Source organism: Sphaerisporangium aureirubrum, assembly GCF_042658925.1.
GTDB classification, from domain to species: domain Bacteria; phylum Actinomycetota; class Actinomycetes; order Streptosporangiales; family Streptosporangiaceae; genus Sphaerisporangium; species Sphaerisporangium aureirubrum.
The window spans coordinates 1-21,697 of the sequence record NZ_JBHSRF010000102.1; the positions used below are offsets into that span (position 1 = coordinate 1).

General features: G+C 71.3%; 22 protein-coding genes and 2 tRNA genes. 15 read left to right on the top strand and 9 right to left on the bottom strand.

The window, feature by feature from the left end; all coding sequences use genetic code 11:
* Window positions 1-279 precede the first annotated feature (279 nt).
* Together ACFP1K_RS37055 and ACFP1K_RS37060 are read right to left on the bottom strand one after the other, a co-directional pair.
* A tRNA-Ser gene (locus ACFP1K_RS37055) sits at window positions 280-369 on the bottom strand.
* Window positions 370-608: 239 nt separating this feature from the next.
* Window positions 609-1,172 carry a YceI family protein gene (locus tag ACFP1K_RS37060; RefSeq protein ID WP_380762379.1) on the bottom strand — a complete coding sequence of 188 codons (564 nt, stop codon included), beginning with the start codon at window positions 1,170-1,172 and terminating at the stop codon, window positions 609-611.
* 100 nt (window positions 1,173-1,272) lie between these two features.
* On the opposite strand from ACFP1K_RS37060, the gene ACFP1K_RS37065 reads away from it, so the two are divergent.
* Window positions 1,273-1,761 carry a MarR family winged helix-turn-helix transcriptional regulator gene (locus tag ACFP1K_RS37065; RefSeq protein ID WP_380762381.1) on the top strand — a complete coding sequence of 163 codons (489 nt, stop codon included), beginning with the start codon at window positions 1,273-1,275 and terminating at the stop codon, window positions 1,759-1,761.
* On the opposite strand, the gene ACFP1K_RS37070 is transcribed toward ACFP1K_RS37065, so the two are convergent.
* Window positions 1,748-3,340: a long-chain fatty acid--CoA ligase gene (locus ACFP1K_RS37070; RefSeq protein WP_380762383.1), complete on the bottom strand. Its 1,593-nt coding sequence runs from the start codon at window positions 3,338-3,340 to the stop codon at window positions 1,748-1,750. The genes ACFP1K_RS37065 and ACFP1K_RS37070 overlap by 14 nt on opposite strands.
* Before the next feature lie 64 nt (window positions 3,341-3,404).
* Window positions 3,405-3,929, bottom strand: coding sequence for a SigE family RNA polymerase sigma factor (locus tag ACFP1K_RS37075; protein WP_380762385.1), 525 nt, complete (start codon window positions 3,927-3,929; stop codon window positions 3,405-3,407).
* Window positions 3,930-4,220: 291 nt separating this feature from the next.
* Here ACFP1K_RS37075 and ACFP1K_RS37080 point away from each other — a divergent pair, with 291 nt between their 5' ends.
* A complete protein-coding gene (locus ACFP1K_RS37080; protein WP_380762387.1) occupies window positions 4,221-5,162 on the top strand; it encodes a hypothetical protein in 942 nt (313 codons plus the stop codon).
* Between the two features lie 60 nt (window positions 5,163-5,222).
* On the top strand, window positions 5,223-6,056 hold the full coding sequence (locus ACFP1K_RS37085) for a MauE/DoxX family redox-associated membrane protein (RefSeq protein WP_380762389.1): 834 nt from the start codon (window positions 5,223-5,225) through the stop codon (window positions 6,054-6,056).
* A gap of 221 nt (window positions 6,057-6,277) precedes the next feature.
* Here the strand turns inward: ACFP1K_RS37085 and ACFP1K_RS37090 are convergent, their stop codons facing one another.
* On the bottom strand, window positions 6,278-7,459 hold the full coding sequence (locus tag ACFP1K_RS37090; RefSeq protein ID WP_380762390.1) for an AAA family ATPase: 1,182 nt from the start codon (window positions 7,457-7,459) through the stop codon (window positions 6,278-6,280).
* Between the two features lie 337 nt (window positions 7,460-7,796).
* On the opposite strand from ACFP1K_RS37090, the gene ACFP1K_RS37095 reads away from it, so the two are divergent.
* From ACFP1K_RS37095 to ACFP1K_RS37115, 5 genes are all read left to right on the top strand, one after another.
* Window positions 7,797-8,561: a M15 family metallopeptidase gene (locus tag ACFP1K_RS37095; protein WP_380762392.1), complete on the top strand. Its 765-nt coding sequence runs from the start codon at window positions 7,797-7,799 to the stop codon at window positions 8,559-8,561.
* Between the two features lie 71 nt (window positions 8,562-8,632).
* Complete coding sequence (locus tag ACFP1K_RS37100) at window positions 8,633-9,007, top strand: VOC family protein (protein ID WP_380762394.1); 375 nt, start codon at window positions 8,633-8,635, stop codon at window positions 9,005-9,007.
* Window positions 9,008-9,123: 116 nt separating this feature from the next.
* Window positions 9,124-9,747 carry a hypothetical protein gene (locus ACFP1K_RS37105; protein ID WP_380762396.1) on the top strand — a complete coding sequence of 208 codons (624 nt, stop codon included), beginning with the start codon at window positions 9,124-9,126 and terminating at the stop codon, window positions 9,745-9,747.
* Window positions 9,744-10,343 (top strand): hypothetical protein, encoded by a 600-nt coding sequence (locus ACFP1K_RS37110; RefSeq protein WP_380762398.1) that lies wholly within the window; start codon window positions 9,744-9,746, stop codon window positions 10,341-10,343. Before ACFP1K_RS37105 ends, ACFP1K_RS37110 begins: the two co-directional genes overlap by 4 nt.
* Window positions 10,340-10,906 carry a hypothetical protein gene (locus ACFP1K_RS37115; RefSeq protein ID WP_380762400.1) on the top strand — a complete coding sequence of 189 codons (567 nt, stop codon included), beginning with the start codon at window positions 10,340-10,342 and terminating at the stop codon, window positions 10,904-10,906. The genes ACFP1K_RS37110 and ACFP1K_RS37115 overlap by 4 nt, the downstream gene beginning before the upstream one ends.
* On the opposite strand, the gene ACFP1K_RS37120 is transcribed toward ACFP1K_RS37115, so the two are convergent.
* Window positions 10,884-12,170: a hypothetical protein gene (locus ACFP1K_RS37120; protein ID WP_380762402.1), complete on the bottom strand. Its 1,287-nt coding sequence runs from the start codon at window positions 12,168-12,170 to the stop codon at window positions 10,884-10,886. The genes ACFP1K_RS37115 and ACFP1K_RS37120 overlap by 23 nt on opposite strands.
* 66 nt (window positions 12,171-12,236) lie before the next feature.
* Between ACFP1K_RS37120 and ACFP1K_RS37125 the strand changes: the two genes are divergently transcribed.
* From ACFP1K_RS37125 to ACFP1K_RS37140, 4 genes are all read left to right on the top strand, one after another.
* Window positions 12,237-13,115, top strand: a complete 879-nt coding sequence (locus tag ACFP1K_RS37125; protein WP_380762404.1) for an NUDIX hydrolase — start codon at window positions 12,237-12,239, stop codon at window positions 13,113-13,115.
* A 90-nt stretch (window positions 13,116-13,205) separates the two neighbouring features.
* Window positions 13,206-14,234, top strand: coding sequence for a permease (locus ACFP1K_RS37130; protein WP_380762406.1), 1,029 nt, complete (start codon window positions 13,206-13,208; stop codon window positions 14,232-14,234).
* 5 nt (window positions 14,235-14,239) lie between these two features.
* Window positions 14,240-14,956: a TIGR03943 family putative permease subunit gene (locus ACFP1K_RS37135; RefSeq protein WP_380762408.1), complete on the top strand. Its 717-nt coding sequence runs from the start codon at window positions 14,240-14,242 to the stop codon at window positions 14,954-14,956.
* Window positions 14,957-15,036: 80 nt separating this feature from the next.
* Window positions 15,037-15,126, top strand: a tRNA-Ser gene (locus ACFP1K_RS37140).
* A 30-nt stretch (window positions 15,127-15,156) separates the two neighbouring features.
* On the opposite strand, the gene ACFP1K_RS37145 is transcribed toward ACFP1K_RS37140, so the two are convergent.
* On the bottom strand, window positions 15,157-17,274 hold the full coding sequence (locus ACFP1K_RS37145) for a MinD/ParA family ATP-binding protein (RefSeq protein ID WP_380762410.1): 2,118 nt from the start codon (window positions 17,272-17,274) through the stop codon (window positions 15,157-15,159).
* A gap of 207 nt (window positions 17,275-17,481) precedes the next feature.
* Between ACFP1K_RS37145 and ACFP1K_RS37150 the strand changes: the two genes are divergently transcribed.
* Together ACFP1K_RS37150 and ACFP1K_RS37155 are read left to right on the top strand one after the other, a co-directional pair.
* Window positions 17,482-18,438 (top strand): NAD(P)H-quinone oxidoreductase, encoded by a 957-nt coding sequence (locus tag ACFP1K_RS37150; protein ID WP_380762411.1) that lies wholly within the window; start codon window positions 17,482-17,484, stop codon window positions 18,436-18,438.
* A 15-nt stretch (window positions 18,439-18,453) separates the two neighbouring features.
* Window positions 18,454-18,969 carry a bacterial proteasome activator family protein gene (locus ACFP1K_RS37155; protein WP_380762413.1) on the top strand — a complete coding sequence of 172 codons (516 nt, stop codon included), beginning with the start codon at window positions 18,454-18,456 and terminating at the stop codon, window positions 18,967-18,969.
* A gap of 39 nt (window positions 18,970-19,008) precedes the next feature.
* On the opposite strand, the gene ACFP1K_RS37160 is transcribed toward ACFP1K_RS37155, so the two are convergent.
* The gene (locus ACFP1K_RS37160; RefSeq protein ID WP_380762415.1) at window positions 19,009-19,806 is read right to left on the bottom strand and encodes an HAD family hydrolase; all 798 of its coding nucleotides are present in this window, start codon (window positions 19,804-19,806) and stop codon (window positions 19,009-19,011) included.
* 234 nt (window positions 19,807-20,040) lie between these two features.
* On the opposite strand from ACFP1K_RS37160, the gene ACFP1K_RS37165 reads away from it, so the two are divergent.
* Window positions 20,041-20,244: a cold-shock protein gene (locus tag ACFP1K_RS37165; RefSeq protein WP_184987267.1), complete on the top strand. Its 204-nt coding sequence runs from the start codon at window positions 20,041-20,043 to the stop codon at window positions 20,242-20,244.
* A gap of 175 nt (window positions 20,245-20,419) precedes the next feature.
* Here ACFP1K_RS37165 and serS read toward each other — a convergent pair whose 3' ends face one another.
* Window positions 20,420-21,682, bottom strand: a complete 1,263-nt coding sequence (serS, locus tag ACFP1K_RS37170; protein WP_380762417.1) for a serine--tRNA ligase — start codon at window positions 21,680-21,682, stop codon at window positions 20,420-20,422.
* Between the last annotated feature and the right edge of the window lie 15 nt (window positions 21,683-21,697).

The following is a 21,697-nucleotide window of genomic DNA, read 5'->3' on the forward strand; positions in this document are numbered from 1 at the left end:
GGTGGGGGGGGGGGGGGGGGGGGGGGGGGGGGGGGGGGGGGGGGGGGGGGGGGGGGGGAGGTGTGTGGGGGGGAAAGTCCATCCTTCGAAAGGTGGGGGTTCGGGACTTTTGGCTCGGGAAGGGGTGGGATGGTGTCGGTACGGTGCTTGGGTGGGGTGGGGTCAAGAAATCTTGAGGCGGTTGTGGGGGGAGTGGGGGGTGAAAAGGATGTGACGGGGCGGGGGTGAGGAAGCAGAAAGGCCCTCGCCCGGTGGATCGGGTGAGGGCCTCTGGTAGGGCGGAGGCTCGGGGATTTGAACCCCGGATGGGCGATGAACCCAAACCGCATTAGCAGTGCGGCGCCATAGACCTGACTAGGCGAAGCCTCCTGATGGCCATGTGGCTCAGGACAGCGTACCGGCGTTCTCGCTGGGCGGCAAAGTGGATTGCGGAGGAGATCGACAGTGCCTTGGACGAAGACTGAACAGCGGTCCGGGACACCCGGACCGCCGAGGGACACATCTTGTGTCCACAGGGTGTGGACACAAGATGTGGGTGATCCCAGGAGTAGCTATGACCGATTTGATGGCGATGTTCCCCGTAGCGGAGAGACCGCCGTCGGCGGGGGTCAGGCGCGGCGGGTGGCTTCGCCCTCGACCTCGATCTTGACCTTCTTGCTCACCAGCACGCCGCCGGTCTCCAGGGCGACGTTCCAGGTGAGGCCGAACTCCTCGCGCTCGATCTCGGTCGAGATGGAGAAGCCGAAGACCTCGGCGCCCCACGGGTTGGTGCCGGCGCCGCCGTACTCGACCTTGAGGGTGACCTCCTTGGTGACGTCACGGATGGTGAGGTCACCGAGGACGACGAAGTCCTCGTCGGAGTGGCTGACGACGCGGGTGCTGCGGAAGGTGATCTCAGGGAACTTGTCCACCGACAGGAAGTCGTCGCCGCGAAGGTGGCCGTCGCGGTCGGCGTTGCCGGTGTCGATGCTGTCGGTCTTGATGGTGAGCTCGGCGGACGACCGCAGCGGGTCGTCGGCGATGGTCACGGTGCCGGAGAACTCACCGAAGGCGCCGCGGACCTTGGTCACCATCATGTGCTTGGCGACGAAACCGACGTGCGTGTGCGACGCGTCCAGGTCGAAGGTACCGGCCTCGGGGATGGTGATGCCTTCCCAGGCGCGAGTGCTCATGGTGTTACTCCTGCGGATCAGTGGTTGCCGTGCGGATGTTTGCAGCAACAAACATCTACACGAGGAATATTCCTCACGTCAACTATCCCTGGCGTAGACTATGACTGTGATCCCACTCGACGACCCCCGGCTCACCGCGATGGGGTTGCTCGCCGAAGTCCACACCGGACTGATGGCCAAGATGGCGGGCGCCTTCGCGGAGTCGAAGCTGTCCGACATCGACTTCGAGACCCTGATCCGTCTCGGACGCTCCCCCGGCCACCGCCTGCGCATGAGCGACCTGGCGGCGCAGACGTCGCTGTCCACCAGCGGGGTGACCCGCGTCGTGGACCGCCTGGAACGCGAAGGGCTCGTCGAGCGCGTCGCGTGCGCCAGCGACCGGAGGGCCTCCTACGCGACCCTGACGCCCGAAGGCCTGACCCGCCTGGAATCGGTGATCCCCCGGCACATCGAGGACATCGACCGGTGGTTCACCGGCCTGCTCCCGCCTGACCAGCTCACCACCCTGCTGGACGCGCTGCGGATCATCCGGGACGTGGTGCGGCCCTGCGCCACCGCCGGCGCCGCGACGGAGGTCAGCCTTCAGTGACCGCGATCTCGCCTCTGGCGTGCATCTCACGCAAGGTGCGCTTGGCGAACTTGCCGACGCTCGTCTTCGGGACGGCGTCGACGAACGCCCATCGCTCGGGCAGCTGCCAGCGCGCCACCTTGCCCGACAGGTAGTCCCGCAGTTCCGCCACGGTGGCGAGGCCGTCCAGCACCACGCAGGCGAGCGGCCGCTCCCCCCACCGCTCGTCAGGCACCCCGATGACGGCGGCCTCGACCACCGAGGGATGACCCATCAGCGCGTTCTCCAGCTCGACCGAGGAGATCCACTCCCCGCCCGACTTGATGACGTCCTTGGCGCGGTCGGTGAGCGTCACGTACCCGTGCTCGTCCAGCCTGCCCACGTCCCCGGTGCGCAGCCACCCGTCGTGGAACCGCGAGCCGTCCTCGTCGAGGTAGTACGCGCCGGTCACCCACGGGCCGCGCACCTCCAGCTCGCCGACCGCCTGCCCGTCCGCGGGCAGCACGACGTCGCCGCCGCCGACCAGCCGGCCCTCGACGCCGGGCAGCAGCCTGCCCTGCGTGACGCGCAGGTCCCAGGTGTCCCCGTGCGCGACGGTGGCCAGCGGCGATGTCTCGGTCATGCCCCACGCCTGCACGATGTGGACGCCGAGCTCCTCGAAGCCCCGCATCAGCGACTCGGGCACGGCCGAGCCGCCGCACGGCACCAGCCGCAGCGAGGAGAGGTCCGAGCCGTGCTGCCGTGCGTGCCGCAGCAGGTCGCCCCAGATGGTCGGCACGGCCCCGGACGACGTCGGCCGCTCCTCGGCGATGATCCTGGCCAGGTGCTCGGCCTGCAGGTAGCGGTCCGGCATCACCAGCGAGGCGCCGGCCATCAGCGCGGCGTACGGCATGCCCCAGGCGTTGGCGTGGAACATCGGCACGATGGGCAGCACGCGGTCGCCGGCGCTCAGCCCCATGGCGTTGCCGGTGCACACGCTCATCGAGTGGAGGTACATCGAGCGGTGGCTGTAGACGACGCCCTTGGGGTTGCCGGTGGTGCCGCTGGTGTAGCACATGGACGCGCCGGTGAGCTCGTCCAGCTCGGGCCAGTCGAAGACGTCGGGCTGCGCGTCGAGCAGCGTGCGGTAGTCGTGCAGTTCCTTGCCCGCCGCGCCCAGCGCCGAGGTGTCGGCGGGGCCGATGACGACGACGTGCCGCACCGTCTTCATCTCCGGCAGGATCGGCGCGAGCAGCGGCACCAGGGAGCCGTCCACCAGCAGCACGTCGTCCTCGGCGTGGTTGGCGATGTAGACGACCTGCTCGGGGAACAGACGGATGTTCAGCGTGTGCAGCACCGCGCCCATGCTCGGCACCGCGAGGTACGCGGCCAGGTGCTCGGTGTTGTTCCAGCAGAACGTGGCCACCCGCTGGTCGCCGTCCACGCCGAGGGCGCGCAGCGCGCCGGCCAGGCGGGCCGTCTCCCGGGCGAGCTCGTGGTACGGCATGCGCCGGTACCCGTCCCCGGTGTAGGTGACGACCTCGTGGTCGCCGAAGAGACCGGTGCCGTACCGCATGATCGAGGTGATGGTGAGCGGGTGGTCGGGCATCGTGCTGCGCATCAGGCGCCACCTCCGCACCCGAGTCTGGACCGGCGGCGGGCCTTGGACAAGCGCCCCGTCCGGGTCACTGGGGTAACGGGTCGCACGCCTCCGGGCGGCGGGCCCGCACGAGGACGACGTCCCCGCGCAGCTTGGCCATGGCCCGGGACACCGTGCTCTTCACCGTGCCGACGCTGACCCCGAGGGCCTTGGCGATCTCGGGCTCGCTCATGTCCTCGTAGTAGCGCAGCACGATGGCGGCCCGCTGCCGGACGGGCAGCCGGTCGAGCGCCTCCTCCAGCAGCTCGTGGCTCAGGCCGTGGCCCGGCACGTCCCGCGCCGGCGCGTCGGGGAGGTGCTCGGCGGGGTACTCCTCCAGCTTCCTGCGCCGCCACCACGAGATGTTGATGTTGACCATGGCGCGGCGGACGTACCCGTCCAGGGCGGCGCGGTCGTTGATCCGTTCCCAGGCCAGGTAGGTTTTGGTCAGGGCCGCCTGGAGCAGGTCCTCGGCGTCGGCGGGCTGGCCGGCCAGCTGGTGGGCCACGCGCAGCAGCGCGGGACCGCGGGCGACGACGTACTCGCGGAACTCCTCGTCTTTACCGCTCATGCGATTCACCGGTATCGGGCGAAGGGGCAGTCATTCGGACCTCGGGGTCAGAATCGCAGTCCAGAGCTCTGGCACCGCTGAACCTTCGTCCTGGTTTCGGCCCGTCAACGGCAAAGATCGTTACAGGCCGGTAGCAGGCTCGGGCGGTGAGTAATTCACCCGGGTATGAGGGATTTGCTACGTACGCCGCGGTGGGTGGGATTCTTTGCTCCGCCCGATTACCGGCCCGCCGGAAAACATGTGACGCTATCTCCGGACCAATGGATCCCGACGGCAACCGGGGAGGGGCCGATGGGTGTCGAGCGCCGCCACGCCCTGGCGTCCGCCGCGCTCGGCCGCGGCTCGGGGCCGCGTTCCGCCGAGGACCCGGGGCTCGCCCCGCTGACCGGCGTCACCGGCGAGATCCGCGACGTCAGCCCGCACCTCCTGATCGTCGAGAACGCCGACGGTGCGGAGGAACGCCTGGTCGTCGCGCCCTGGGCCGTCGCCTGGCGCGGCAAGGTCGTGACGCCCACCGATCTACCGGTCGGGTCCCGGGTGGTGATCCGGGCGCGGCAGTCCGGCCGGGTGGCCGAGCGCATCTGGGCGGACATCACCCGCGTCACCGGCGTGATCCGCTCGATCGGCACCGAGGGCAAGGACCGCACGGTCGAGCTCGACTGCGGCCCGCACCGCGGCACCCGCACCGTCGTGATCCCGTACACCGCCTCCGGTCGCATCCGGGTGCGGCATCCGCAGTTCGAGCCGGGGTTCCTCTTCGACGCCATCGGCACCCGCTCCGGCGGCGCCACGTACGCCTGGCTCCCGGCCAGCTCGCAGCCCACCTACCGTGCCGCCGCCGTGCCGCCGCCCCCGGCCGCGTACGGCGGGGTGCAGTCCCGCGTCTCCGGCTCGGCCGTCTGGTCGGACGCCTTCGACGACGGCGAGGCGGGCGTCGCGTACCCCAAGCTGGAGCGGGCCGACGCCGACTGCGAGGACACCGGTGTGTCCTGCACCGGGCTGCCCTACCTGTCGCTCGGCTCGATGTTGTACGTCGGCAACGTGTGCGAGGGCAGGTCGGCGGTGCTGCCGATCCTGGCCTGCGGATGCGTGGCCGGACGGTTCTGCGACCGGTGCGTGGAATGCGGCACGTCGCCGCGCGGGCGGGTGGCCGAGCTGTCCGCGGTGTCGTTCGTCGAACTCGGCGGCGACCTCACCAAGGGGTGCTTCAACGCCCGCGTCGGGCTGGGGTGAGCTTTTGCCGGTACCGCAAGCGAGTCGCGGCCACGGGGCGGCCGTGGAGAGGAGTAAGGCATGATCGCGCAGACGATGCTCGCGACCGTGGCGCTCGAGCTTCTGGTGCTGATGCTCCTGCTCGGCGGCGTGGCCAAGTTCGCGACCGCGGGCGGGCACGGGCAGCCGGGCAACCTGTCGCGGCTCGGGCCGGGGGTGCTGATCCCGGACCGCTGGCGCCGGCCGTTCATGATCTTCTGTGCGGGCGGGGAGGTCACGCTGGCGGTGGGCCTGCTGTTCACCGGCAACCCGCTGCCGCGCTGGGGCACGATCGCGTTCTTCGCGGTGGCGACCTACGTGCTGTGGGAGTTGCGCCGCCGCCGGCCGGACGTGGGCTGCGGCTGCTTCGGCGAGGCCAGCTCCGCCCCGGTGGGCCTGCGCTCCATCGCGCGGGCCGCCGTGCTGGTCGGCCTGGCGGTCGTGGTCGCCCTGGTGCCGGTGTCCGGCGCGGACATCGTGTCCGGGATGTCGGCCGGGCTGGTGGTGGCGACCCTGGCGGGCGCGGCGGTGCTGGTGCTCCTGTCCCCCGAGATGGGCGAGGGCATCGCCCGGGTGCGGCACCGCGCGCCGTGCGAGCAGCGCCCCATGCCCGCCGGGCGGGCGCTGCACCGCCTGCGCGCCAGCGGGGAGTGGCGCGCGCACGCGCCGCTGCTGCTGTCCGGCGAGCCGTCGGACTCCTGGCGCGAGCTGTGCTGGCGGTTCTTCGTCTACCCCGGCCGTACGGCCGAGGGCGCCCCGGCCGAGGTGGTGTTCGCGGTCTACCTCACCGGTCGGCGGGCGCCGGTGCGGGTGGGCGTGATGGAGGTGGAGGGCGAGGGTCTGCGGGAATCTATCGAAGTATCGGCTGTGCACTAGACAGCATTAGATTCCCGTAGCGCTCACGCCGGCGACGTGGCCCGCGACGGGGCAGGTCATCGAGCGGCTCGAAGCTCACCGGCCACGGACCAGCGTCTCGTGGTGCCGGACGCCCGGCCCGCCGACCGGGGTCCGGCACCACGAATTCAGCTCTCTACGGCTCTCTAGCTTCCCCTCTAGAAAGCCGTAGAGAGGTCAATGGGGTGCGGGACTCCCCCGCGCTAGACCGGTTGTGCTCGCAGGAACCGGCCGAAGTGCGGGACGGTGAACGCGATCAGGCCGCGTTCCGCGCTGTAGATCAATCCCTTCTTGATGAGGCTGTCGCGGGCCGGGGACAGGCTGGACGGCTTGCGGCCGAGCAGCTCGGCGACGTCGGCCGTCGGCACGGGCTCGTCGCCCACCGAGGCCATCGCGTGCATGTAGTCGCGCTCTGCGGGGGTGGCCCGCTCGTACCGGCTGCCGAAGAAGCCCACCGCGAGCTCCTCTTCGGCCTCGGGCGCGGCGACCCGGACGTCGTCGGCGGTGATGGGGCTGCGCGGCGCGAGATCCCAGGCCACCTTGCCGTACGCCTGGACGAAGTAGGGGTAGCCGTCGGCCGCCTCGTACAGCGCGTCGAGCGCGTCGGGGGTGAACTCGACCTGCTCGCGCTCGGCAGGGGCGATCAGCGCCAGGTCGGCGGCCTCGCGGTCCAGGCGGTCGATCCTGGCGTACCGGAACAGGCGCTCGGAATAGCTCTTGCTGGCGCTGAGCACGCCGGGCAGGTGGGGCAGGCCCGCCCCCACCACGATCAGCGGGCCGCCGCTCTGGGACAGCTCGTGGCAGGCGGCGCACAGGGCCGAGATGTCCGGCGCCTGGATGTCCTGCATCTCGTCGATGAAGAGGGCGATGCCCACGCCGAGGTCGGTGGCCACCGAGGCGGCGTCCACGAACAGCTCGGTGAGGTCGATCTCGAGATCGCCGGAGTCGGCCCGGCCGCGGCCGGCCGGGACGTCGATGGCGGGCGACCAGTGGGAGGTGCCCTTGGCCGCGCCCGGGTCGCGCATCGCGAAGGCCTTCAGCACGCCGAGGAACTCTTCGATGCGCTCGGGGGCCCGGTGGCGGGGGGCGAGCTCACGGATGGCCATGTGGAGGGCGGCGGCGACCGAGCGGCGGATGGACTGCTCCGGCCGAGCCTCGATCTTGCCGGTGCCCCACAGCCGCTGCATGGCCATGGACTTGAAGGTGTTGAGCAGCACGGTCTTGCCCACTCCGCGCAGCCCGGTGAGGACCATGCTGCGCTCGGGGCGGCCACGGGCCACCCGCTCCAGCACGACCTCGAACTGTTGCAGCTCACGATCACGCCCGGCGAGCTCCGGTGGGCGCTGCCCCGCACCAGGGGCGTAGGGATTGCGCACGGGGTCCACGCTCTCGGACTGTATGACCGGATATACCGGCCGTCCTAGATTTCCGTAGAAAGCGCTACGGCGTGTCGTGGAGGAGCGTGGCGCGGGCACGAGCCCGGTGGCCGATCGCGTGGGTGACGCCAGCGCCGCCATGGCACACCACCCCTCATCTGGGACCCATCGGACCGAACCGGTGTTCGATCCGATGCGGAAAACTGTAGCGCGTCCTCGAACACGTGCGCGAGCACTCGCCGGTAAAAGACGCGACACGGACCGGGTACGGCCCCGGTGGAGAGGCTTTGCGGGCCGTCATCACGATTCCGTCACGACCAATCACGCAACGGCCGTACGCTGGCGTATGCCCGAGATTCGAAAGCCTCGCCACCTGGGCGTTCTCGCCCTGGCCTGGGTCGCGGCGGCCGTCACCGCCTGCGGCCCCGCGGGCTCCGTCGACCCGGCCGACCCCAAGCCCGCCGCACCCACGCCCGACTCCCCCGCGCCGACCACGGCGCCCGCCACGCCCACGCCCTCCCCCACGCCGACGCCGGCGGGACCCCCGGAGTTCACCGCCAAGGTCTCCCGCGTCACGGCCAAGGAGCTCGGCGCCTCGTGGCGCTCCGGCTGCCCGGTCGGGCCGTCCGGCCTGCGCAAGGTCACCATGACCTACTGGGGTTTCGACAAGAAGGCGCACACCGGCGAGCTGATCGTGAACCGCGTGGTCACCGACGACGTGGTGGACATCTTCGGCAAGCTGTACGAATGGCGCTTCCCCATCACCCGCATGGAGAACATCGCCGCCTACAGGGCCAGCGACTTCGACTCGATCGACGCCGACAACACCTCGGCCTTCAACTGCCGCCAGGCCACCGGCGGCACCAGCTGGTCCAAACACTCCTTCGGCCAGGCCATCGACCTGAACCCCCGCGAGAACCCCTGGGTCGAACCCGACGGCTCCGTCGCCCACACAAACGCCAGGCGCTTCGCCGACCGCCCCCTGCGCAAACCAGGCGTCGTCAACGACGGCGACCGCGTCGTCGACCTGTTCGCCGACCACGGCTGGGAGTGGGGCGGCTACTTCAACGGCGCCAAGGACTACCAGCACTTCAGCAAGGGCGGCGGCTGAGGCACGCAGGAACGGCTATTCGCCGCTCAAGGACTCGCCGTGTGCGGTTGACGCGCCGTAGGGTGCCGATCATGGCTAGTCGCATTTCCGAACTGATAATCGCTTGCCGGGATCCGGAACGGCTGGCGGCGTTCTGGTGCGAGGTGCTGGGCTTCGTCGTGCTCGACGTCGAGGACGACGGCTCGGTGGAGATCGGGCCTCAGGAAGGGTTCGGCGGATTGCAGCCGACCCTGATCTTCAGCCCCACCACCGAGCCCAAGGTGGGCCTGCTGCGGCTGCACTTCGACGTCAACGCCACCGACCGCGATCAGGACGCCGAACTCGAACGCCTCCTGAAGCTCGGGGCGCGACCGGCCGACGTCGGCCAGACCGGCGAGGAGCCCTGGCACGTCCTGGCCGATCCCGAAGGCAACGAGTTCTGCCTTCTGCGAGCTCGACTGAGCTGAGGGTTGATCGGGGCCGTCGGACGTCCGAATACGGCCGACGTTCCCCAAACTACCCCGGCCCAAAATCAGGGGATTCGACCGTATTTGCGGTGACCCCAGGGCTATGATCGCTCGTCGTGACGTCTCGGGAGCTGGTTCTCCGGCGGGATGTGCCGCGGCGGGGTGCGCCGGGGCCGTGGGTGGTCGTCACGGCCCTGTTGTTCGTGCTGGGCACGGTGCTGGCGCTGGCGTGGCCGGCGGGAGGGCTCGAGGAGGCGCGGCCGGAGATCGTCCATCGGCGCGCCGGGGAGACGACCACGGGGCAGCGGTTCTCGATCACGCCGGAGAAGGTGGCGTTCGTGGGGGTGGATCCCGCGCCGGGATACGGGGACGCCAAGCCGGGGCGGTTCCTGACGCTGGAGATGCGGGTGGAGAACGTGAGCCACGAGACCGCCACGGTGCAGGACCTGGCGCAGCGGCTCTCGCTCGTCCTGTCGCCCAGCGGCGCCACCTTCACCTGGTTGAAGAACGGCACCGCGAAGTTCGTGATCCGGGACGGCGGGTCCGAGCGCGACCAGCTGCAACCGGCGATGCCCGAACGGGTGATGATCGTCTACCGGGTCCCGGTCCCGCTGACCGACCCGACCCACGTGACGGCCGCCTTCGAGGACTCCGAGTTCAGGGGAGGTTTCCAATCGTCCCTGTCGGAGTGGTGGCCCGGGGAGACGCTTGCGGTGTACGACCTGGAGGTGGGGTCGTGAGGCGCGCGATCCTCACGGCGCTGACCGGCGCCGTGCTGCTCACGGCGATCATCGTGATCCAGCGGGCCACCCCGGACGTCGACCGGCTGTACGCTCCCATCGCCTCGCGGGGCAGGCTGGGCGAGCAGGTGAACACCACCGCGTTCCAGTTCCGGGTGGACCGCGTGCAGGTCGCCGGCTCGGTCCGGATGATGGACGAGATCGGGCTGCTCGGCAAGCCGCGCGGCACGGGCGGCGTCTGGGTGGTCGTCTGGGCCACGATCGCGGCGACCAGCGAGGCGGTGCTGGTGCAGGGCACCCGCCTGCGCGCGGCGGACGGCACGGAGTACCAGGCGAACACCTCGATCTTTTACACCCTGGAGAAGACACCGCTCCAGCCGGGGATCCCGATGTACGGCCCCATGTTGTTCGAGATCCCGAAGGACCGGCTCGCCGGGATGTGGCTCGCCGTCCGCCGGTACAGCGGCGGCGCGCGCGCCCTGGACACCCTCGGGCCCGCGGTGGACGTCGACCTCGGCCTGTCCGCCGCGTACGCCGCGCGGCTGGTCGCGTCCGCGCCGCCGTCCCTGACCGTCGGGATGGTGCGCGCGCTGTGAGCATCCGCAAGAACCTGTTGTACGGCCTCGGCCTGCTCGCGCTCGTCCCCGCGGTGCTGGCCGCCGACGTGCTGCCGTGGCGGGAGAAGTACATGGCCTTCACCGGGAAGGGGACGCCGGAGATCGTCGCCGCGCACGGGCAGGCGGCCAGGCACGCCGGGGTGGAGTGGCGTCTGGACGGCATCACGGAGGGCTCGCTGGAGAACCCGGGGATCCGCCCGTTGCCGCCGCGTACCAAGATCGCGATCATGCTGATCTCGGCGCGCCCGCTGACCGAGGCGGCGAGCAAGTGGTTCGGCGCGGAGACCGGGACCTGCAAGTTCTTCGCGGCGGACGCGGCCGGGCGGATCTGGGACCGTGCGGTGAGAAGCGACCTCGTCGAGCCTTCCGGCCATTCGGTGACGTGCCGGGCGTTCGACGAGGACTACAAAATGATTCCGTTGCCCATCGGGCGGAAGCTCACGATCCAGATCCCGTACATCGTGCCGGCCGACGCGTTCGAGAGCCTCGGGGCCGAGATCCGGCTGTCGCCGGACCCCGTCACGATACGGCTGAAGCGGTGACGGGCGAGCCGCTCGGCGCCGGAGAGCCGGCCGGAGCAGGTGGGGCGGGAGCGGGCCCGGGGCGCCCCGCCGCGCGGCGCAGCGCCAGGTCGAAGGCGGCGGCGAGCAGGCAGATCCGCAGCACCTCGTGCAGGACGTTCACCGGGAAGTTGACGGCCCCCTCCCACATCTGCCACCACAGGGGCTCGTGCGGCCCGAGCAGGCGGGTGACGGCCATGAAGGCGACGGCCGCGAGGGCCTCCAGGGCGGCGTAGACCAGGCAGAAGGTCAGGTAGAAGACCAGGCCGCCGCGCAGGACGAAGCGGAAACCGTTGGCGAGGGGAACGTATTTGTCGCGGATGCCCCGGGAGAAGAACTCGGCGGTGAGCTGGAGCGGGGCGGGGAGGCGGCGCCAGAGGCCGGACAGGCGCGGTTCCAGACGGGTGCCCTCGATGACCTTGGCCTCGTCGGTGATGAAGGAGGTGTACACGACGGCGGCCATCGCCAGCCATATCAGCGGCTGGACCAGGCCGTCCGCCAGCTCGGCCGAGTACGGGGCGAGGAGGCTCCACACCTCCTTCACCTGGGGGACCAGCGGGACCGCGTCGGCCAGGCCGAGGAGGTCGGCCCAGACCACCCGGGTGGTCAGCCACTCGATGCCGAGGCCGAGCCAGTTGCCGAGCGAGATGATGCCGAAGTACATCCACATGCATTCGAGGACGCTGTTGGCGACGCCGATCAGGCGGTTGCCCGTCCTCTCGTACAGCCGGCCGAAGCCGACCTTGATGCCGAAGATGCCGAGCGTGATGACCACGATCAGTACGTTCACGTCGAACAGATCCAGCAGGACGGTGCCGGCCTCCGGGTCGATCTGCGTGCGCGTCTCGCTGAACAGGCGCAGGAAGGTGCGCACGTCGTCGACGAACAGGCCCCACGCGCTGTAGAAGACCAGGAACGGCAGCAGGGTGTGGGCGATGGCGTCGGAGAGGCGGCGTTCCCGCTCGTCCTGCGTGACCACCGTGCCCACGGGGGTGCGGAGCTCGCGGCCGACCGTGTTGAGCATCGCGATGTACGCGGCCAGGGTGACCAGCACGCCGAGGCTGAGGACGGCGAAGGCCAGGTAGGCGTGCCAGCCCCGGGGCTCGGAGAGGCGGACGGCCGCCAGCAGGACGCCCTGGTGGGCGAGCCTGCCCAGCGCGTAGTAGAAGGCGAGCGGCGGGAACAGCCGTATCGCCAGCCGCACGGTGTCGTACGGCAGCCGGATCGGGGAGAGGGAACCGTCCATCGCGTGTCGGATGCTAGCGAACCCGAGCGCCCCGGCAGGGGTGGTTGCGGCAGGATGGGGAGTGTGGTGGCCAGGGACGGAGACGGGTGGGCGCTGTGCGCGCAGGGGCACAGGCACTGGGGGCTGCACGGCGCCTCGGGCCTGCTGGCCGTTCATTTCGACAAGGACGGCGTGCCGCACGTGCTGATGCAGCAGCGGGCGCTGTGGAGCCACCACGGGGGGACGTGGGGGCTGCCGGGCGGGGCGCTGGACAGCCATGAGGACGCGGTCTCGGGGGCGCTGCGCGAGGCGCTCGAGGAGGCGGCGCTGCTCGCGGACGGGCTGCGGGTGCTCGGGGTGTACACCGACGACCACGGCGGCTGGACGTTCCAGACGGTGATCGCCGAGGCGGCGACGCTGCTGCCCGCCGTCCCGGCCAACGGCGAGAGCATCTCGCTGCGGTGGCTGCCGGCCGACGAGATCGCCGGAGAGGCGGGGTTGCACCCGGGGTTCGCGCACACCTGGCCCGAGATCCGCCCGGCGCTGCCGCCGTCGGTCGTCGTGCTGGACGCGGCCAACATCGTCGGCGCGCGGGCCGAGCACGGCTGGTGGCGGGACCGGGCGGGCGCGGCGCGGCGGCTGCGGGACGAGGTGGACACGCGGGCGAAGGACGGCCTGCGTCCGCCGGAGGGGTTCCCCGCGCCGGCCATGTGGTTCCCGCGGATCGTGATGGTGGTCGAGGGCAAGGCGCGGGGCCTCGAGCCGACGCCGGGCGTGGAGGTGGTGGAGGCGCCGGGCAGCGGTGACGACGCGATCGTGGACACCGTGCGGGAGATCCGGGGGACGCGGTCGTGGGAGCGCGTGCTGGTGGTCACGGCGGACCGCGAGCTGCGCCGCAGGGTGGCCGAGCTGGACGCCCAGGTTACGGGGCCGGGTTGGCTACTTGGGCAACTGAGACCAAGGTGACGGGTGTAGCGTCGGGACGTCGAACGACTATCAAGGCGGCCCTCTTGCCTATAGATCCCCCTATATCCCGAAATACGTGTCGAATCGTAAATGAGCGACCGAAGCGCCCTTGACTGGGCCTCTGAGCCCGAGAGCCCGGTCCCCCCGCCGACCTGGGGCCGGCGAGCTCCGGAAGCACAGGTCCTCCCCTGGGTGTTCGCGGCCCTGATCGGCTTCCTCCTGCTCGGCAACCTCCTCCTCGCCCCCCACCTGACCGCCCCCGCCCTGCGCACCTGGTCCACGATCTTCGTGGCGATCTGCGTGCAGGCCGTCCCCTTCCTGGTGTTCGGCGTGGCGCTGTCCGCCGCGATCACGGCGTTCGTCCCCCGGTCGTTGTGGACCCGGGTGCTGCCCCGCCAGCCGTACGCGGCCGTGCCGGTGGCGGGCGCGGCGGGCGTGGTGCTGCCCGGGTGCGAGTGCGCGTCGGTGCCGGTGGCCGCGGGGCTGATGGCCCGGGGGGTGACCCCGGCGGCGGCCCTGGCATTCCTGCTGTCGTCCCCGGCGATCAACCCGGTCGTGCTCGTGGCGACCGCGGTGGCGTTCCCCGGCCAGCCGGGCATGGTGCTGGCCAGGTTCGCCGCCTCGCTCGCCGTCGCCGTGCTCGCCGGATGGGCGTGGCAGCTGCTCGGCCGGCCCGGCCTGCTGCGCGTTCCCGAGCGCCCCGAGCGCCCCGGGATGTCGCGCCGGGCGTCGTTCGTCGCCGCCATGCGGCACGACCTGCTGCACGCGGGCGGCTTCCTGGTCGTCGGCGGCCTCACCGCCGCCACCCTCAACGTCGTCGTGCCCCGCTCCTGGCTGAACGCGGTCGCGGACAACCCCTGGCTGTCGGTGCTGGTGCTCGCATTGCTCGCCGTCGTGCTGTCCATCTGCTCCGAGGCGGACGCCTTCGTGGCGGCCTCGCTGACGTCGTTCTCCCCCACGGCCAAGCTGGCGTTCCTCGTGGTGGGGCCCATGGTCGATCTCAAGCTGATCGCGCTCCAGGCGGGGACGTTCGGCCGGGCGTTCGCGGTGCGGTTCGTCCCGCTGACGTTCACGCTGGCCGTCGCGTCGAGCGTGCTGGTGGGGTGGTTGCTGCTGTGAACCGCATGGCCCAGAGCCTCGTGCTCACCCTGCTCGGCGGCGCCCTGCTGCGGGTGTCCGCGCTGTCCACCATCTACCTGAACTACGTCAAGCCGGGCTTCCGGCCGTTCCTCGTCGCCGCCGGGCTCGTCATCTTCCTGCTCGGCGTGCACGGCCTGGTCCAGGAGTGGCGGCGGCCGTACGTGCCCCGCTCCCCGGACGCCGGGGGCGACGGGCACGACCACGCGCGCGGCCCCCGGGTGGCCTGGCTGCTGTGCCTGCCGGTGATCGCCATCTTCCTCATCGCCCCGCCCGCCCTCGGCGCGTTCGCCGCCGGCCGGGACGAGACGCCGCAGCCCCGCCCCACCGCCGCCGCCTACGCGGCCCTCGCCGCGGACCGGCCGGCGGCCATGCCGCTCGGCGAGTTCATCGGCCGGGCCTGGGGCGTCGGGCAGGCCTCGCTCAAGGACCGGCAGGTCAAGCTGGTCGGGTTCGTCTCCGGCTCCAAGAAGCGCGGCCAGTGGTACCTCACCCGCATGCAGCTGCGGTGCTGCGCCGCGGACGCGTTCCCGCTGCGGGTCACCGTGCTCGGCGCGCCGTCGCCGCGCGTGGACACCTGGGTGGAGGTCACGGGCACGTGGGTGCCCACCCCCTACGACCAGATCCCCAAGGGCACGGTCGCCCCGGAGATCCGGGCCACCGGCGTGACCAAGGTGGCGCAACCCGGCGAACCCTACGAATGATCTCCCCGCGGGGCCTCCCCCGCGGGTCCCGCCTCGCGCGCGGGCGCCCGCCCGGCACCGCTATCGTTGGTGTCGCACGGGGAGGGTTCGCATAGTGGACGAGTGCAGCCGCCTTGAAAGCGGCCAGGCCGGCGACGGTCTCGTGGGTTCGAATCCCACACCCTCCGCCACCGCCCCTCCGGCCACCTGACCCGCCCGGGTCAGACGGAGGTGCCGCCGAACCCGTCGCCCACCGAGGCGGCGAGCAGCAGGTAGGACTCCCGGGTCGCCGGCAGCAGCCGGTCCAGGTCGATCTCGGCGCCCTCCTCCAGGTGCGGGTCGTACGGCACCCTGATCACCGCGCGGCAGCGGGCCGCGAAGTGCGCCTCCAGCCGGTCGAGGTCCACGGTCGACTTCGAGCGCGGCCGTACGCTGCACAGCACCACGGTCGCGGCCTTCACCAGGTCGCCGTAGTGGTGCGCCTCCAGCCAGTCCAGGGTGGCCGACGCGGCCCGCGCGCCGTCCACCGAGGGGGAGCTGACCAGCACGAGCTGGTCGGCGAGGCCCAGCACGCCGGACATGGCCGAGTGGAGCAGGCCGGTGCCGCAGTCGGTGATGCAGATCGAGTAGAAGTTCTCCAGGACCTGCGCGACGCTCTGGTAGTCGGCCGAGCTGAACGCCTCGGAGACCGACGGGTCGCGGTCGGAGGCCAGGATCTCCAGCCGGGACGGCGACTGCGAGGTGAACGCCCGGATGTCGACGTACCTCTTGATCTGCTGCCGTTCGTTGAGCAGGTCGCGCACGGTCGCCGAGGTCTCGAGCTCGACCTTGTCCGACAGGGTGCCCCGGTCGGGGTTGGCGTCGACGGCGATCACGCGGTCGCCGCGCACCGACGCGAGGGTGGCGCCGAGGCCGACGGTGGTCGTGGTCTTGCCGACGCCGCCCTTCAGGCTGAGCACCGCGACGCGGTGGTGACCGGTGGCGACCGGGGTGCGCGCCCGGGAGAGCAGCTCGCGGCGGCGGCGGACCTCGGGCGACTCACCCGGCTTGATCAGGCCGGCCGACGCCTTGAAGACGAGCTTGCGCCAGCCGCCCGCCGGAGCGTTCCTGCGGCCGCGCAGCAGGGAGACCGGGTCGAGGCTGTCGGCGGTCTGCCGGACCTCGCCGAGCCCCTTGACGGGCCCGCCGCGGCGGCTCGACGTGCCGAAGGCGGGCTGCGGACCGGGTGTGGGAGCGGGACGCCCGCGACGGGGGCGGTAGGGCTCGCGCTCCTCCTTCTCCTTCTCGGGCGCGGTCTCCCTCTCGCGCACGCCGAGGCCGGGCGGCGCGGAGGACGCGGACGACGCGGGCGGCGCGGGCGGCTCGGCGGCCGGCGCGGGCGTGACCGGCTCCGCGGCGGGAGGCGTGAAGGCCTTCTCGGCGGGGGCGAGGGGGTCCCTGAGGGCGAGCGGGTCGCTCAGGGTGGGCCGCTCGACCCGGGCCGTGGCGGCCTCGCGGGGCACGACGACGGCCTCGGTGTCGGAGCCGCCGGAGGCGAACTTGTTGAAGCGTTCCTGTTCCTGGTCGTCCTCGGCGGGACGCTCCTCACCCGGGCCCGCGGTCTGCTCGGCGGCGGGCTTCTCCACGGGGCGGGTCTCGTCCGGCCGGGTCTCGGACCGGCTGGCGGGCAGCGCGGCCTCCAGCCAGCCGCGTACCGCCTGATCGCCGGTGGCGCCGGACGTGCCGGGCTCCGGCGCGCGGTACGTCCCGGTGTCGCCGCCGGGCGTGAGCGGTCCCGGCGGCAGCCACGCCGTGCCGGTCTCGCGTGGGTCCTCGGCGAAGGAGCCGAAGGTGAAGCTGTCGGTGTCGTCGCTGACGACCTGCTCGCCCGGGGCGCTCACGGCCGGGGGCGGCGTGGCGGCCGGCTCGCCGAAGGCACTGGCCGAGGGCTTCGGCCGGTCGCCGAACGCGCCGCCGCCGGAGGGCGGGGGCCGGTCGGCGAAGGCGCCGAGGCCGGAACCGTGGGACGGCTCACCGAACGCCCCGGCGGCGGCCGGGCGTTCACCGGACCGGCGCTCCCCGAAAGCGCCACCCCCCGGGGCCGGGCGCTCGCCGAGGGCACTGCCGGTGGAGGAGCCGGACGCGGGCGGCTCGGCGGTGACCGCCCGGGACAGAGGCTCGGACGCCGGGGTGACCGGCGCGGAGAACGGCTCGGCCGGGTCGGCGGGCTGCGGGCCGTGCGCCGGGTCGGCCGCGGCGCGCAGCATCGGGGACGAGGGTGGAGGCGGCTCGTTCGGCACCAGACCCCATGGGTCCTTTGGGTACGGCGAGACGACGTTCTCGTCCGCGGTGACGCTCACCGGGACGGATGTCTCCTCATTTTCCTTGATCGCGTCCAGCCAGGCTAGTTGCTCTTCAAGGGAATGAGGATCTTCACGATCGTGTCTTGCCACCGTGTTCCCCCTCGGGACTGGGCTAAAGGGGCAGCAAATAGAATGAAGATTACCGCCCGCTATCACAGCCAACGCGGTCAACCGCCGATCTGGCTACCCGGATAGTTTGGTCACATGCACGCGATCGTCGTCTCCAGGCCCGGCGGGCCCGAGGTGCTGGAGTGGCGGGAGGTACCCGATCCCCGCCCCGCGCCGGGCGAACTGGTCATCACGGTGGCCGCCGCCGGCCTCAACCGCGCCGACCTTCTGCAACGTCAGGGGCACTATCCGCCGCCCCCGGGCGTTTCCCAAGTACCCGGACTCGAATGCTCCGGGGTGGTCAGCGAGGTCGGCGAGAACGTCGTCGGGTTCGCCCCCGGCGACGAGGTGTGCGCGCTGCTCGCGGGCGGCGGGTACGCCGAGAAGGTGGCGGTGCCCTGGGAACAGGTGCTGCCCGTGCCGGAGGGGATCTCGACGGTGGACTCCGCCGCCCTGCCGGAGGTCGCGTGCACCGTGTGGTCCAACGTCTTCATGGGGGCGCGGCTGCGCCGTGGCGAGACGCTCCTCGTGCACGGCGGCGGGGGCGGCATCGGCACGTTCGCCGTCCAGCTCGCCAAGGCCCTCGGCTCCCGTGTGGTGGTGACGGCGGGCGGCCCGGACAAGGTCGCCCGGTGCCTCGCGCTCGGCGCCGACGAGGCGATCGACTACCGAGAGCAGGACTTCGCGGAGACGGTCACCGCGGACGTCGTCCTCGACGTCATCGGCGCGAAGTATCTGAGCAAGAACCTCTCGGTGCTCCGCACCGGCGGGCGGCTCGCGGTGATCGGCCTCCAGGGCGGCACCCGGGCCGAGCTCGACCTCGGGATGCTGACGGCCAAACGGGCCACGATCCTCGGCACCCGGTTGCGCGACCGCCCGGTCGCGGAGAAGGGGGCGATCGTGCGGGGCGTGCGCGACAACGTCTGGCCCTTGGTGGCCGGTGGAGCGGTCCGGCCGGTCATCCATACCATCGTCCCGATGACGGAGGCCGGAGAGGCTCATCGCCTGATGGAATCCGGTTCGCACATCGGGAAAGTCCTGTTGGCGAGGTGAGCTAGGTTGAATTTCATGAATGCTGAGGAGAGCAAGCCCCACATCGTCGTCGTGGGCCCGCAGGGCCTCACGGTCGATGGGGAGAACGAGCCCGAGGAGCGGCCGGTCGCCGAGCTGGTCGAGCAGCCGGCCAAGGTGATGCGCATCGGCAGCATGATCCGCCAGCTCCTCGAAGAGGTGCGGGCGGCACCGCTGGACGAGGCGAGCCGCAAGCGCCTCAAGGACATCCACGCGAGTTCCATAAAGGAGCTCGAGGACGGTCTCGCGCCCGAGCTGGTGGAGGAGCTTGAACGCCTCTCCCTGCCCTTCGCCGAGGGCGACAACACCCCGCCGCCGAGCGACGCCGAGCTGCGTGTGGCGCACGCCCAGCTGGTCGGCTGGCTCGAAGGGCTGTTCCACGGCATCCAGACCACGCTGTTCGCCCAGCAGATGGCCGCGCGTGCGCAGCTCGAGCAGATGCGCCGCGCGCTGCCCGGCGGCGTGTCACAGACCAACGACGAGCCCCACCGGTCCTCGGGCCCCTACCTGTAGGGGGTCACGGCCGCCCGTGACGGCCGTGCCGCCCTTCGGTCAGCCGAAGAGCCGTTCCAGGACGGCGGCCACACCGTCCTCGTTGTTGGCCGCCGTCACGTGGGTGACGGCGGCCAGCACGTCGGGATGGGCGTTGGCCACGGCGTACGACGTGCCGGCCCAGCCGAGCATCGGCAGGTCGTTCGGCATGTCGCCGAAGGCCACCACCTCCGCCGGGCCGATCGTGTGGCGGGCCGCGAGCCTGGCGAGGGCCGTGGCCTTGGTCACCCCGCGGGCGCTCATCTCGATCAGCGCCCTGCCGCTGGAGTGGGTGGCGGTGAGCAGGTCTCCCACGACGTCCTCGACCATCAGGTGCAGCAGGTCGGGGTCCATGTCGTGGTGGAAGGCCAGCAGCTTGGCGCAGGGCCGGGAGATGAGCGTCGACACCCCGACCCGCAGGCCGGACACCTCGCGGCTGTCCCAGGTGTCGAGCCCGAAGCCGCTCTCGTGCGCGAACCCGCCTTCGTACTCCACCGAGAAACTCAGCTCGGGCAGCCGTTCGCGCAGGCGCCCCACCGCCTCGGAGAGCACCTCGGCCTCGATCAGATGCGACTCGACGATCCGCTCGGTGTGCAGGTCGTAGACGAGTGCCCCGTTGGCACAGATCGCGAGCCCTCGGTGACGCACCGCTCCCGCCACGGTGGCCATCCAGCGGGGCGGCCTGCCGGTGACGAAGACGAGCATCGCGCCCGCCTCCTCCACGCGGGCGAACGCCGCGGCCGTGCGCGGCGAGACGCTGCCGTCCGAACGCAGGGCGGTGCCGTCCAGGTCGGTGGCGACGAGTCGGGGGCTGACCATAACAAGCTCCAGTTTGCCTTGCCTCGCGGCCAGGGCCACCACCGGAGGGCGGGAAAAGAATCTCGTGTGGAGGGGAACAAAGGCTCTCCGATAGTGTTAGATGTGGTGGCGTTGTATTAGCTGAACCCGATGTGCAGAACCAGCTTGACTGTCTGAGCGGCCCCGGGAAGCTGTGCGACACAACCCGGGGTTCGCGAGGTGTGAACCCCAAGATCAATCGCAGGGAGAGCTTTAATGGCTCAGGGAACCGTCAAGTGGTTCAACGCCGAGAAGGGCTACGGATTCATCGCCCCGGACGATGACGCTCCGGATGTCTTCGTGCACTTCTCCGAGATCGTCGGCAGCGGCTACCGTAGCCTCGAAGACGGCCAGCGGGTCGAGTTCGAGGTCACGCAAGGGCAGAAGGGCCCGCAGGCGTCGCAGGTCCGCGCCGTCTGACCACTGACACACAGCAGGCGGAGTTCGCGTTACGCGAACTCCGCCTTTGTGTCACATATGACGTACTAACTCGCGAAAGTGGACAAAAGTCAACGTACTCCTCGGGGGCTTGCCGCTTACCGCAGAAGGCCTGGATAAGCGGCGAAACACCTCTGGCTGACCGCCGGGAATACCGCTACTTGACCGGTTCCAGAACGTCCAGCCCCACGTAGGGCCGCAGCGCCTTCGGCACCACGACCGAACCGTCCGCCTGCTGGTGGTTCTCCAGGATCGCCACGATCCACCGGGTGGTGGCCAGCGTGCCGTTCAGGGTGGCGACGTGCCTCGGCTTCTCCTCGGTGTCCCGATAGCGCACGGCCAGCCGCCTGGCCTGGAACTCCGTGCAGTTGGAGGTCGAGGTCAGCTCCAGGTAGCGGTTCTGCGTGGGCAGCCACGCCTCGCAGTCGAACTTGCGGGCCGCCGACGTGCCGAGGTCGCCCGCCGCGATGTCGATCACGCGGTACGGCAGCTCGACCTTGTCGAGCATGTCCCGCTCCCAGGCCAGCAGGCGGGCGTGCTCCTCCTGCGAGTCCTCGGGGCGGCAGTAGGAGAACATCTCGACCTTGTCGAACTGGTGGACCCGGATGATGCCCCGGGTGTCCTTGCCGTACGACCCCGCCTCGCGCCGGAAGCACGAGGACCACCCGGCGTACCGCAGCGGGAGGGACCGGCCGTCCAGGATCTCGTTCCAGTGGTAGGCCGCGAGCGGGGCCTCCGACGTGCCGACGAGGTACAGGTCGTCGGCCTCCAGGCGGTACACCTCGGAGGCGTGCGCGCCGAGGAAGCCCGTGCCCGCCATCGCCTCGGGCTTGAGCAGCACCGGCGTGATCATCGGGGTGAAGCCGGCCTCGATGGCCTGCTGCATCGCCATGTTGAGCAGGCCGAGCTGCAACCGGGCGCCGACGCCCTTGAGGAAGTAGAACCGGGCGCCCGACACCTTGGCGCCGCGCTCGGTGTCGATCGCGCCGAGCATCTCGCCGAGTTCCAGGTGGTCGCGCGGCGTGAAGCCGAACTTCGGCCGCTCGCCGACCTCCTCCAGCACGACGAAGTCGTCCTCGCCGCCGACCGGCGCGGCCTCCTCGACGAGGTTCGGCACGGCCATCAGCAGGCCGTCCAGCTCGCCGGCCAGGCGCTCGGACTCGGCCTCGGCGCCCTTCACCCCGGCCGCGAGATCTTTGGCCCGCGCCAGCAGCGCGGCCCGCTCGTCGCCGGACGAGGTGGACACCGACTTGCCGACGCTCTTCTGCTCGGCGCGCAGCGCCTCATAGCGGGTCAAGGCGGCGCGGCGGCGTTCGTCCAGGTCGAGCAGCGTGTCGACGACCGAGTCGTCCTCACCGCGGGCACGCTGCGACGCCCGTAGCCGGTCCGGGTCCTCACGAAGGGTACGCAGGTCAATCACACGACAAAGGCTACC